Origin of the sequence: Methanolobus sp. WCC5, assembly GCF_045690325.1 — an archaeon.
Lineage (GTDB): Archaea > Halobacteriota > Methanosarcinia > Methanosarcinales > Methanosarcinaceae > Methanolobus.
On sequence record NZ_CP146981.1, the window covers coordinates 2042213 to 2056097 of the forward strand.

Annotated in this window: 5 protein-coding genes and 1 tRNA gene; 3 read left to right on the forward strand and 3 right to left on the reverse strand. The window is 44.8% G+C overall.

Going from position 1 to position 13885, the window contains the following annotated elements; translation table 11 throughout:
• Positions 1-167: 167 nt before the first annotated feature.
• On the forward strand, positions 168-6230 hold the full coding sequence (locus V7O64_RS09945; RefSeq protein WP_407355250.1) for a VWA domain-containing protein: 6063 nt from the start codon (positions 168-170) through the stop codon (positions 6228-6230).
• Positions 6231-6521: 291 nt separating this feature from the next.
• Here the strand turns inward: V7O64_RS09945 and V7O64_RS09950 are convergent, their stop codons facing one another.
• Together V7O64_RS09950 and V7O64_RS09955 are read right to left on the reverse strand one after the other, a co-directional pair.
• Positions 6522-9884, reverse strand: coding sequence for a nitric oxide reductase activation protein NorD (locus tag V7O64_RS09950; RefSeq protein WP_407355251.1), 3363 nt, complete (start codon positions 9882-9884; stop codon positions 6522-6524).
• A 123-nt stretch (positions 9885-10007) separates the two neighbouring features.
• On the reverse strand, positions 10008-10838 hold the full coding sequence (locus V7O64_RS09955; RefSeq protein WP_407355252.1) for a CbbQ/NirQ/NorQ/GpvN family protein: 831 nt from the start codon (positions 10836-10838) through the stop codon (positions 10008-10010).
• Positions 10839-10994: 156 nt separating this feature from the next.
• Here V7O64_RS09955 and V7O64_RS09960 point away from each other — a divergent pair, with 156 nt between their 5' ends.
• Together V7O64_RS09960 and V7O64_RS09965 are read left to right on the forward strand one after the other, a co-directional pair.
• Positions 10995-11627, forward strand: coding sequence for a phosphoribosyltransferase (locus V7O64_RS09960; RefSeq protein ID WP_407355253.1), 633 nt, complete (start codon positions 10995-10997; stop codon positions 11625-11627).
• A gap of 748 nt (positions 11628-12375) precedes the next feature.
• Positions 12376-13680, forward strand: a complete 1305-nt coding sequence (locus V7O64_RS09965; protein ID WP_407355254.1) for a Fic family protein — start codon at positions 12376-12378, stop codon at positions 13678-13680.
• A 125-nt stretch (positions 13681-13805) separates the two neighbouring features.
• On the opposite strand, the gene V7O64_RS09970 is transcribed toward V7O64_RS09965, so the two are convergent.
• Positions 13806-13881: transfer RNA gene (locus tag V7O64_RS09970), tRNA-Gln, on the reverse strand.
• Between the last annotated feature and the right edge of the window lie 4 nt (positions 13882-13885).

Consider the following 13885-nt stretch of genomic DNA (forward strand, 5'->3'; position numbering starts at 1 on the left):
GTGCCTCATATAAGTGTTTCGTAGACTTGTGTTAATTCAGGCCAAACTGAGAGTATAAGAAATATCTTATATTAGTAATTATATATACATTACACATATATCTAAATTAGTATATTATGTTTCAGTTTTCAGGTTGGTAACAAAAGGGTGATCTTGAGGTATACTACATGGCCAGTTTTAAAAAACTATTATATGTCTTCTCTATATTCATTATTCTTTCAGCGTCTGCTTTTGCTCTTAATGTTGAGTTTCTCACCGCGGATTTCCAGGCCGGTGCCGGCGAATCGGCCAATATAAGTGTATTGATAACACATGACAACGGTACACCTGTGAACAATGCACTGGTTAATTTCACAACAGACCTCGGGATACTGGTCCCTTCATCTGCACACACCAATTCTTCAGGGGTTGCAGAGTTAAGTATCAATTCAACGGTAGCAGGCATTGCTCATATCAATGCGAGTTCAGGTGCTGCCTACGATCTGACAAACGTTACCTTCCTGCCACTTGCTCCAGCTTCGCTTCTTGCAGATGCCGACTCCCCGGTAAATGTTGCAGGCCAGATCACAAATATTACTTTCACTCCCATTGATATTTATGGTAATATCAATTCAAGCGAACAGGTTTACCTGGATGTTGTCCTGACAGACAGGTCCGGCAATGTGGCACAATATAACAATCTGTCAGTTCATACTGATAATACCACGCTACTTGAGATTAGCAGGGATGCTGAAAATGATATAAACTGGACGATATCCCAGCTGCCTTTCTCTTCTGGATCAGGAAGTTCATTTTTCAGTCTGAACTCAACTATAGCAGGGAACATTACGATCACCTCTGCTGCAGGGTCAGCCACAAACATAACAGAGCTGGTGTTCCTGCCAGCTGAACCTGCAGGTATGGGGGCTGTGTTCAATGATGAATATACCGTCAACACCAGTTCCAGCATTTATATCCGTATCTATGATGTGTATGATAATCGTGTACCGAATACCAATCTGACATTCAGTGTAACCTCACCTGAAAATACTGTTCGCAACAGTCCTGTAGTGTACAATTCTGCCTCTCTGAGCTCTTATAGCGGAACCACTGACCTTAACGGGCAGCTCTATAATGTGTTCAGAACAGATAAAAGAGCAGGTGATAATGTCATAACCGTGTCTGTAGTTAACAGTTCATTACAGGGAAATATCACTATAAGGGGCATTGCAGATGAGATAGATAATCTGTATCTCTCCTATTCCCCTAGTTCTGCCATTTCAAATAATAAGGATTTCTATACACTTTCAGCACGGCCCGTAGACCAGTTCCTCAATCCCATATTGCCACTTACAACTCCTATTAAGGAAATGGTCCGTTTCACAACAGAAAGCGGGAATCTGGTTCTGGTGCCCCTGAACAGCCAGGGTCAGGCAAATACAAAGGTGGGTCCGACCCCGTATGTTGAATCTCTTCTGGTATCGGCGACATACAGGGATGCATCAGGTTATACGAACTTTACAAACAGTACAACTCTCTATTTTGTAGCAGGACCTCTGTATGTCATGGATCTTTATTCTGTTCCAAATGCAGTCCTGTCCCAGGATCTTAACGGGAACCATGATGCAAGTGTTTCTCTTGTTGCACTGGATGAATGGGGGCATACTCTGCCCAATGTAGAAGTGACATTTAACAATACGAATACTACAGTAGGAACACTTTCTGTTAATGGTGTCAACGTTACGGGTCCTGTAAATGCAACAACGGATGCAAATGGCAGGATAAGTGCTCTTTTCACAGGCAATGTTTCAGGAAACGCCACCATTGTAGCAACAAGTGGTAGTATCAATGCTTCCACAGATATCAGTGTTAAATCTGAACCTTTCCTGAGTGTGGACCTGAGTGTAAGCCCAAAGAATGTAACTTCCGGTGGAATTGTTGACATAAGAACCATCATATCGATAGAAGGTGAGCTCCCAATAATACGTCCTGCAGCAAGTGCCATGCTGGTCCTTGACCGTTCAGGCAGTATGGACCCGGATTATTATGCAGGGTCACCACTTGATGTTGTGCTGGTTATTGACAGGTCCGGGAGTATGGGACCTAGGCATTATAATGCTATGCTGGACGCAAAAGAAGCTGCTAAGAAGTTTGCATCAAATCTGGTTTCCAACTCTCAATTGGGTGTCGTTTCTTTTGCGTGGGATCCATACGTAGCAAGCAGTGTAGATTTGGAATTAACTCCGCTTAATTCTTCTGAAAATTTGCTTCTGGTAAATGCGGCAATAGACAAGCTGCATGCAGTTGGAGGAACTGCTATGGGAGAAGGTATGGCGGATGCAAATGACATACTTATAAATGATGGTCGTCCAGATTCCCGCAAAGTAATGATCATACTTACGGATGGAGAGACAAACAGTGGTGATGACCAGGACGGTTCCAACGCCGTGGGATTGGCAAATGCCAACGGTATTACCATATACACAATTGGCCTTGGAAGTGATATCAATGAAGCTCTTCTCAGGTCGATCGCTTCGGACACAGGTGGAAAATATTACTCTGCACCCAGTAGTTCAGATCTTGTTTCTATATATAATGCCATTGCACAGGATATTTCTGATTACGATGTCACTAACATCGAATATGCTGAGGAGGGCTTCACACCTTATTCTTATACCTTCAGTGATTCAATATCTATTGAAGACACATATACTCTCAGTTTTGATGGCTATGACTTAGATGATGTATTCGATGCAAGTCCGTATTATGGAGATACTAGTGCTGGAGAGTGTTTGATCAAGGTAAACGGTAATAATCTTGGTCTGCTTCCTGTAGTCCGAACGACCTCAAACTCAAATAATTGGAAGTCATTCAGCTATAATATCACTGATTATGTTCACTCCGGTGAGAATTCCCTGTCCTTCTATGACTATTATGATTACACAGGTTACAAGGATTATTACAACTATTACGGCTATTCATATTGGTGGAGTTCTGGCATAGGAAACAACAGGGTAAGGAACGTAGTGGTCAAACATAATGGAAACACGATACAATCATATAGTACAAGCACAAATCTCAATGGAAACGGATACATTCTTTCATTTGATACTCCTCTTTCCACGGATTACTTTGAAGACACATTCGAGATAAATGAATCTATCGATGACCTTAAAGTAGAACTTCAATGGGAACACGAATATGCAAATCTTGATTTGCAGCTGGAAAGTCCCTCAGGAAGAGTATATGGTATAGGTTATGATACCAAGGGTTACTATCCAGGAAGTGATGGAATATCGGAGTACATATGGATACATCCGCTTTCCGGCATTTACGAGGATGATGCTGATGCAATTGAAACGGGTATATGGACTGTCCGCGTAACAGGTATAAGTAACGGAGGTACAGGTACGTGGCAGGAGAACTTCAATATATCGACCTATATCGATAGGAAAAGTGCAGCCAAGCTATCCTCGCATGCATTCATATCAAGCTTTGATGAAAGCAGGGGCGACAAAGCAGGGCTTGCTCTTTACAGTTTTGAGAATGTCGTTCTAACTGACTCTCAAACGAGTTATGTATACGATAACAGTTCATGGGTAGGATATTTTACAGTCCCGTCCACTGGCAGGTACACTTTTAATGTTTCGTGGGAAGATTCTTCTTCAATAGATGTTTACCTCTTCGATGGCATTGATTTGCTGGATTCCTCAAGCGGTATAAATTCATGTGGGGTTTCGGCAGTGCTGTATCCTGAGCAAACATATCGTCTCGATGTTGTCAAAGGTGCATCTTCAAATACTGACACCAGGTTCAGTGTGAATGTCTCAGTTTCTTCTCTGGATAAAATCATGACTGCTTATTATGATGCCGGAGGTGGTGGAGGGACTCCTAAGTTCAGAACCTATGATGGTTCTCTATGGTCCCTGGAAGGATCTGCAAACTATGTGGGTGGAAATCCATATTTTGTAGTAATGGACTCAAGCCCGGTACGTTCTGAAATTATAATGCTTACGGGTGATGGCCAAAATGATGTAAATGCCCAGATATGGGACGGTAGCTCCTGGGGTTCTATCAGTGAACTGAGTACGGAACTGAATCAGAATTCCAGAAGAGGTTTTGACGTAAAATATGAGCAGATATCCGGCGATGCCATTGCTGTTTATATGAATAGGAACATCAATAGTGGTCGTGTTCCACGCTATCAGATATGGGATGGGTCTTCGTGGAGTGCGGCAGCTTCAGTGGACGGAACAGATGCTGGCACAGGAAGGGTTGAGTGGTTGAAGCTTGCTTCAGACCCTAATTCTGATAATATGACACTAGTAACCCAGGACGATGCAGGCAGAATACGTGCTCAGGTGTGGAATGGCAATTCATGGGGCAATTCTGTTGTTATTACAAATGCTGCCAATGGTGCATATCAGAGCTTTGATGTGATTTATGATGGTAATGGCAGAGTTATGGTTGTCTGGGCCGATTGGTCAGTTTCATCCAGTGGGTTCTGGTTCTGGACTACATATACCTGCAATGTAAGGACAGGTTATCACATTTTTAACGGCGGTTCCTGGTCTCCAGGCAGTATGGCCCCTTTCTCTTATTCTTCTACAGGGTTTAGTAATCCATATTCAAGTTACAGTTTGTGGGTCAAAGCTGCAGCAGATCCGGGTTCAAATAATGCGCTAATAGCCCTTCAAGATGCATATCGTATCCGTGCAGCTTCATGGAATGGGGCGTCATGGTCTGCGTTCTCTGAACTTCAAAGCAGTGTTCAATACCCTTCCGTCAGATCCGTTGATGTTGCATTTGAGCATGTTTCAGGTAATGGGATGGTTGCATGGGGTGGGGATAGTAATGACCCACAATATCGTATCTGGTATGGTTCATCGTGGAGTACCACCGATTATGCTTTTAATGTGGGTGCTTACCCCAGATCTGTGAAATTGGTTCCGGACTCAGTTTCGAATGATATATTTTTGATGACATCTGATAATAGTTATGACCTTAATATTCAGAAATGGAGCGGCTCCTCTTGGGGTAGTGTTACAGAAGTTGAAACATCTTCATCACGAGATTTTGAGTGTTTTGACATTGTATTCTCCACACAGAGCGGTTCTTCGCAAAGTACCCCCGTCTCATGGAACCAGTGGACCGCCAGTGTGACCTCATCTTTGCAAAACGATTCCGTCTCACACCTTAGCAATTCTATAGATACGATCACAGCAGATGGCCTGACAGCTATAGATGAAGGTCTTTTTGTTGCCAACAATGAGCTATCCTCTGTAGATGGTGAATCAACGATTGTCCTTATGACAGATGGAATTGACAACGCAGGTTATCACTCTATGCTGGAAGAGGCATACAGGGCAAAGACCAATAACACTACGATATATACAGTGGGCTTTGGTAATACCGAATCTGAAGTGGACCCCATACTTGCAGAGATTGCAAGTATTACCGGCGGACAATATTATTTTGCTCCAAACTCCAGTGCACTGGAGGATATTTTTAAGGGAATAGCAATGCAGATAACTAATTTCTCAGCAGGCGGCCCGGAATTGAATTTGCATGTTCCGTATAATTATGTGTCTCCCCTGTCTGTGGCCAAGGTTACGTATGTTACCGGAAGCAGCAATGCTACAACCGGCAATCTTAGTGTATTCAATATCCCGGGATCCCCGGGAATCGGGAACGCAGAACCTGTCATATCAACTTCCGGAACAAAATCCATCCTCGAATGGAAGTTACCTACTCTTGGCCCCGGTGATAAATGGGGTATCTGGTACCAGATGAAAGTAGATGGTGCGGGTTATGTGCCTATCATCATGCCAACTTCAACTGTAACATACACTGATCTTAGTGGTGAGAACATAACAGTCAATGTTGGAGGGGGAGGAGCTGCAAGTGTTGGTGGTTTTGGAGGTGGCTTGTCTTCTTTCCCACTGGCTTACCTGGATATAGTTCCTGACAGTAATGTGATCAATATAAGTGAAACAACAACTCTCACTCTGACAGTCACTGACATTAACGGCGATCCGGCATTCGTTATTTTGCTCCTTAATAGTAGCATCGGATCTTTTAATGAAACCCATATTTATAATGTTACCGAGTCAAGTGTGAATTTCACAAGTGCAATTGCCGGCAAGGCTTACATAACAGCAACGGCCCTTCATCAGAACAATATAACCGATCGTCTGGTGGCCAGCGATGTACTGTATGTCAGGCCTAAAGGAAGGATAACTATCAGTTAAATCAAAAAATTGTGATATCTGAGACCGTAATTCCAGTTCAAAGCCTTCGTTTGGTATAAACGAAGGTTGCATAATTTGATAGCATTATTATATGTAGGCAGGGAGGGCAAAATTCCCTCCTTAATATATTTTTCTCAATATGTTTTATTGATTTATTCATCTTTAAACATCCTTAAGTTGAAAAAGTGAATTGTTGATGGGATCCATTATTGGTCCGTAATCCCGAATGGCAATCCTATAAAAAAGAGGAATGATCTTTCTGTAATGGCTGGAAATAACAGAGACCGGTTTTTAAGTTGTCAGTCTCTTGTAAAGCAGAGGGAGTGTTTCCGGCAGCATCAGGGCATCATCTATTATCGTGTATCCCACATCAGAAAAGATGTTGTCAAGGTAATCCCCGGGGTTGCTGTCCACTGTGATGCAGAAGAAGTGCATGCCACGGTTCTTTCCTTCACTGATGGCCACTCTGGTGTCCTCCTGTGCAAGATCGCCCTGATAACTGCTTTCTCCCTTTGACCTGTCATATGGCTCACCATCGGAAAGCAGCACAAGCATCTTTGTACTTGCACGGGCCTGCTCCAGTTTACTGATGGAGTGGCGGATGGCTGGTCCCAGGCGTGTATTGGACGCAGGCTGAAGGAGGCTCATTCTGCATGCCACATCATCTGATAGTTTCTCGTCAAATTCCTTTATCACGAAATACTCAATATTCTCACGGCCTTTACCGGAAAATGCATATATGGCATACTTATCCCCAATGCTCTCAAGTGCCTGGCTCATAATGATCAGCGCATCCTTTTCGACTTCCAGGATACTCCTGCCATCATTACCGAGTATCTTACGTGTTGAGGCGCTTACATCGATCAGGAAAAGGGTTGCTACATCCCTCTCGTGCTTGTCCCACCTTATGTACAGCCTCTCATCAGGATTGATGCCGCACTTCTTTGCGATAAGTGATTCTGTGAAGGCATCAATATCTATCTCTGTGCCATCATTCTGTTCTTTCAGGCGATGGAATGCCTCTGGTTTTATCATGCTGAACGTGTGTTTAAGGAGTGCTATCTCATTGCTATAGCGCTCCATAGCTTTTTTGTAGTAGGATGTGGACCCTCCGGAAGGTTCTATCTCATTGACAGTGCTCCACTCTGTTCTGTAATCATTTATGGAACTGTCCCACTCATCGTATCTGTAAGTTCCAAGCAAGCCCCAGTTCTTGTTCAGGGCCTGTGTGGGTTTGGTGGTAGCCTTTTCCTTTGGCCTTTCCTCCTGTGCAGTGAGGTCGGCTTCTGTCTGGGGTATGAAATTCCTGATGACATCCTCATAGGGCCTGGTCATTACCGGGTCCCTGCTTCCCGATGCACCGATATCCATGCCACGATAGGCTATGTTTCTCAGCATTTCATATTCGATCTGTCCAAGAGGGCCGAAGTGTTCTTCCAGTTTGGAATATATCTCAAATGTTGCCTCAAGAGCGGATATTGTTGTGGAATCGTTCCTGAATATATTGTTCTCCAGGATCTTGCGCACCTCTTCCAGGATGTTCCTGGTAATCTCACCAGTATCGAATTGCACGTTATGCCCGGTAGATGCCCACAGCAACGCTTCCATGAACTCATCAAGGCCAGCCGAAGGCTTTGATCTTGCCAACAGCATTCTGTGCCTTATTTCTTCAAGGTCGAAACGTACTCCCCTGTAATGCTCCATTATCATATACTCCACCCGTGCATCCTCAAGGATTCCCAATATAGTTGCAGCAACTATCTGATTCGGAAAAAGTGAGAGTACATCTACGATATCAACATTAATGTTATCAGGATCTTCCGCTTTTATAATCCTTTCATCATCCCCAGTGCTGTACTCTCTGGCTATCCTGTCCGCAAGTGCAGCAGCCTTCTCAGGTTCTATCTCAAGTGAACTGAAGCGGGCATGTCCTACCTCATGCATCACGCTTAACTTGTATATCCTGAAATTATCCTCCATGTTCTCGTATAGTCTCATTTTTGGAGCAAGATATATGGTCCTGCCCGCGATGATGGGATTCATCCCATGGGTGTCTTCCGCAAGCGGCAGTGATGTCATGGAGCGTATAACAAAGTTAGTGCCTGAGAGGCCCAGGGCATAGTATCTCAATACGTTTGCCACCTTTTTGAGTGCTAAGGAGCCACTAAGCTCTTCTGCAAGATCACTTGAAGTTTTTGAGACAAGGCTGAAATAAGCCTCTCCTGCAGGCATTTTACTTGCGTTTATTTCCAGGCCTCTGATGGTCCACTCTTCCAGTTCATCAACGTTCAGTTTTTCCAGCAAGTATGGGGAATGTGAAAAAAAATGTGCTGCAAGCCTTTTGTCCTTATCATAGACCCTCATTGCAATTTCTGCCCATCGTGTGACATTTTCCGTTTTTGTCCTGTGGACGAAGGTTTCCAGGTTCCCGAAAAATGTGCTGGTCAGGGTAGCATCTTTTCCAAGGAGCACATTTGCGATCCGGAATATCTTCTCATGGTGCTGCGATGATATACTGCTCATTGCCTGGGCCGAATCCCCATAGTAGGCCAAGGCAAGCCCGGGATCCTGCATGGCAATGCCCTCACCTGTGCCAACCCACTCCTCAAAGATCTCTGCAGTGAATATCTTATAGACCAGGGGAGCATTGTTAAAGTAGCTTTCAAGGCATTTTGGCTCTATTCCTGCCAGCACGATACCCCTGTCTATGATCGCAGTCCGGCTTTTGGTGTCCGTATATTCGGGATTTTTCCCCAGTATGAGGCTTGTCTGAATGAAGGTCCTGAGTGCTTTCCTGTTGTCCTTTAATGAGGTCAGTGCTCTGTCCTTCCATTCTTCTGCCTCGCTCAGCTCAAGTTTATCTATGTACTGTGGAATGGTGTTCAGGAAATACATTGAACTCTTTTTGTCGTACCTGGCAAGATCTGTTGCAAGGCGCATGAGTGCTGCAAACCTTTGCTCATCCGTATTTCCAATAATTGCTCCCGCATTCCTGAACAATGCCATTGCAGGCCCTTCACCGAAGTTCAGGAGGCTGTCCATTGCCCGAAGCACCTCTGCTCTTCTTTTATTGGGAACGGATGTAAGTATCTTCCCTGCCAGGCTTATGAATTCTATGGAAATGAGCCAGTGGTCTTTGCCCAGACGTTTGGCGATATTGCAGAATAAAGTGAAAATCTTCGGTGTGAGGAGGGTGTGGAAATGGATAAGATGTTCAAAATATGCTTCTGCTATCTTTGCATTGATATCCCCGAGCTCTCTGCCCCTTGCAGCAAGTTCAGCGAATATCTCAGGTCCTGTGGATACTATTACTTTGCCGGTGTGTTTGAAGTAGGCTATTGAAACCCATTTGTTATGTTCTGACAGGGCTATGCCGGTATCTGTCCAGTGTCCAAGGAGTGCAAGCCCTCCTTTTTCTATGATCGGGAGCGATGAGTCAAAGAAACCTTCACAGCATGAGACACTAAGCTTTGATATTGTTCTTGCAAGAGCAAGCCAGTTGACAAAATCATCTTTTCCAAGAGCTTTGTAGACTTTGGGTGCAGCTGCAAGGTAGGCTATGAGTACCCTGGTACCGCGCCTAAGTGCCCCCCTCCCTGCGTGAAGCACTTCCTCCTGCTCTTCATCACTCAGTTCTTCAAATCCTGCCGCCATCAAAGCTATATCCTTCTTGCTGACATAACTGTCCAGTCCAGGAAAACGGGAAGATATAAGCTCTGTTGTCCTTCCCGTGGCAGCAGCATCTTTTTTGTTTTGGTTGTCTGCCTGCGTATTGATTCACTCCATTATGGCGGCGATGATCTCATCAATGCTCTTCTGCAGGTCGGGATTGTCAGTTATAGGCTTTGCCATGGCTATCCTGCAGGCCTCTTTTGCCTCTATACCCTCGCGAATGAGCTTGCCTGCATATATCAGCAGGCGTGTGCTGACCCCTTCTTCAAGGCCATGGTGCTTGAAGTTCCTGATACTCTGGCCAATTTCCACAAGCAGACCGGCGGTCTTCTCATCTATCTGGCTTTCGTGGGAAACTATCTGCTTTTCAAGATCTGCCGGCGGATAGTCAAAGTCAATGGCAACAAAACGCTGTCTTGTGCTCTGTTTCATGTCCTTGACAATGCTCTGGTACCCGGGATTGTAGGAGACCGCCAGCATGAACTCTCCGGGAGCTTTGACTATTACTCCCAGCTTGTCAATGGGGATGATACGCCTGTCATCGGTCAGCGGATGGATGACAACTATGGTGTCCTTCCTGGCCTCCACCACTTCATCGAGATAACAGATAGCTCCGCTTTTAACGGCTTTTGTGAGGGGCCCGTCGCTCCATTCCACACTCTCTCCCTTAATGAGAAAACGCCCCACAAGGTCTGTAGCAGTAAGGTCCTCATGGCAGGCGATGGTTATCAACGGGCGTTGTAATCTATATGCCATATACTCCACGAATCGTGTTTTTCCACAACCAGTGGGTCCTTTCAGATTTACAGGCAGCATGTTCCTGTAAGCGGCTGTGAATATTTCCACCTCGTTGCCCACAGGTACGTAGTAAGGTTCTTCCTTTATCAGGTACTCATCAACCGGCAGCTCTTCGGATAAAGCGCATTTCATTGCCATAGCAGTCCTCCTTTTCAGATAATACTCTTATCATGTTCTGATTTATATCTGCTGTGCAGAAGGAAAGCTATGTCTTTAACGATCTCTTCAACCATAACTACATAAAGCTATTTTAGTGAACGATGAAATATCATTAATCAGGCAGGAGATGATACAATGGTCTTCAGGGACAGAAGCGATGCAGGTGAAAGACTTGCCCGTGAGCTGTTAAAGTACAAAGGCAGGAATGTGCTGGTGCTGGCCATACCCAGGGGTGGTGTGGAAGTAGGATGCAAGGTTGCAGAATATCTTCAGGTGCCTTTTTCACTCATGGTGACAAGAAAACTGCCATTTCCTGATAATCCGGAGGCGGGATTCGGGGCAGTTGCTGAGGATGGCAGCGTGTTTATTTTCAGGAATGCGGCAATGTGGCTGTCACAGGAGCAGATAGACAGGATAGTAAGTGAGCAGACAGCGGAGGTCCGAAGAAGGATAGAGGTCCTCAGGGGAGGCAGACCTTTGCCCGAGATCGCCGGCAGGACGGTCATACTTGTAGATGACGGCCTTGCCATGGGTTCCACAATGAGGGCATCGATTATGCTGTGCAGGAAAAAAGGTGCTTCAAGGATAGTGGTTGCTGTACCGGTGGCTGGCAGGGAGGTTGCCAGGGACATAGGTGATATGGCCGATGAGATCGTGGTGCTGGAAACCCCTGCAAATTTCAGGGCAGTTGCCCAGGTCTATATGAACTGGTACGATGTTTCCGACGCTGAGGTGCTCAGGATCATGGAAAAAGGATGCAGGAACTGAAATATCCCCGATCCTGCAAAGCCTCGTCCGGCTGGCAGTTGCGCAAATGGATTATAAGGAGATGTGTGCTTTAGAGTGTGTTGGGGGGTGTAGGGGGGAGTGGTCGTTTTTCGTAAAAGAAACACACACCTCTATATCATTTAACGGCGTTACTACTATAAATAAATGATTTATGGGTTTTGTTTTGATGGTGAGAATATCAAATCGGGTCCTATTTTGCTCCATTCTAAGCTCTAAAAGAAGATATACGGAGGCATGGTAATGATCCAGTCTTCAGTTCAAACGGTCAATTTGGATAGCATGATTAAAAACTGGCCAATAGTCATGGTATTATAGTCGGAAAAAAGGGATCCCGGGTATCGTTAATGGGAACCTACTGATTTCTTTACTATTGATGCAACTTTCGACTTTGTTCCAAAAAAATGAATGTCTAAATATTTACTTATTGTCATATATGTTGAAAACGCATGAATTCAACCCTCTTGAATCGGATTTGGCAGTTCCTGGCCTAATCGGAATTTAGCTTATACAAGTAAACATATTATGCCTTCAATAGCATCACTTGATTTGTATCGACACGCTGCTGCAAAGGCTATTTCCAGAGACTTGCAGATTAAAGCCTTATAGCAAATTGTCAGGAGTATGCCTGACGATCAATACCAAAATCTACCAATTTCTCTCGGATTGGTAGTTAATATTTTATCCCACTAACTACTAATATATACCAAAAAGTAACGGATCGGTATTTGTGAAGATTCCACAGAAAGCGCCGGACATGTGGGAGATATTCAGGAAAAATCCTGAGATGCTCCACATGTTTGTTGATCCTCAGATGCAGGAACTGGTTGCAAAGTATAATCAGGAATATGTACACTGGGATGAGCTTAGGCACCGCAAACTGCCTGTGGAAGCTGAAAAGCTCTGGGCTTTGATCAAAAGTTCAAGGACGCTACAAGCCAAACGTGTTGAGTTTGGAGAGTGGACATTCCGGTATGTACTGTCCGGCGATACTCTAAGGAAATTACACCTGCTGGACACCAAAGGTGCCGGGAATCTTGAAAGCGGGCCTGGAGGAGTGAATGCTGTGGATAGAAAGCGGTATATTGTCAACTCGCTCATGGAAGAAGCGATTGCGTCCAGCCAGCTTGAAGGAGCAGCCACCACACGGGAAGCAGCGAAAAAAATGCTGCGCCAGGAGCGAAAACCCCGGGACTACTCTGAGAAAATGATCCTCAATGGTTATCGGACAATGTGCCGGATAGCAGAAATGAAGGATAGTTCCATTGATGTGGATACACTCCTTGGGATACACAGGGAGATCACCCATGACACTTTTGAAGAGCCGGAACATGAAGGCAAGTTCAGGGACAACAACGAAATAGTAGTGGCAGACCCCCGGGACGGCAGCAGGATATATCATGTACCGCCTGACTACCGGAAAATCCCCTCGCTCATGGAAGATTTCTGCAGGTTCGCCAGCAACGATGAAGGAGAGTTCATCCATCCCATCATCAAAGGCATAATTCTCCACTTCCTCATAGGTTATATTCATCCCTTCATCGATGGTAACGGACGCTGTGCGAGGTCTATCTTCTACTGGTACCTGCTCAGCCGCAGCTACTGGCTCTTTGAGTATATGCCAATATCCAGGATACTGCTGCGCTCAAGAACAAGTTATTCACTGGCCTATCTGTATACCGAAACCGATGAGAATGACCTTACATATTTCATAAGCTACAACCTCTCAGCAATAGAAAAGGCATTGCAGGATCTTGAAGGGTATATTGCTCTTAAGAAGCAGGAGCATTATGGTGCAATGCGCATCATCGAAAATTCTGAGAGCCTGAACCTCAGGCAGGCTGACATACTCAAAAATCTGCTCAAAGAACCTGACAGGTATTTCTCCATTGCTGAGATCAAAGGAAAGTACAACATTGCCTATGACACCGCAAGAAATGACATGCAGCACCTCGCGAAACTGGGGTATGTTAAAAAGCTGGAAAGAGGCAGGAGCTTTATTTATAAGTATAAAGGAGTTGAGCGGATGCCGTGAGTACCGGCAAATACGAATTTCCACCGTATTCAGAGTAAACACAGTTCATAATGGATCCCAATTGAAAGAACTGAAAAAGAACCGGACTTTCTCGCAAAAACAGCATCAATGTCCTTGCTGTGTCTTGGTAGTCCCGGCCGGATTCGAACCAGCGTCTTCGGCTCCAAAGGCCGAAAGGATTGACCACTACCCTACGGGACTATTA

Excerpts from the sequence above, each read along its gene's own strand:
- V7O64_RS09950 (WP_407355251.1), bottom strand. The coding sequence starts at position 9,884 with ATGGCGGCAGGATTTGAAGAACTGAGTGATGAAGAGCAGGAGGAAGTG.
- V7O64_RS09945 (WP_407355250.1), top strand. The coding sequence starts at position 168 with ATGGCCAGTTTTAAAAAACTATTATATGTCTTCTCTATATTCATTATT.
- V7O64_RS09960 (WP_407355253.1), top strand. The coding sequence starts at position 10,995 with ATGGTCTTCAGGGACAGAAGCGATGCAGGTGAAAGACTTGCCCGTGAG.
- V7O64_RS09955 (WP_407355252.1), bottom strand. The coding sequence starts at position 10,838 with ATGGCAATGAAATGCGCTTTATCCGAAGAGCTGCCGGTTGATGAGTAC.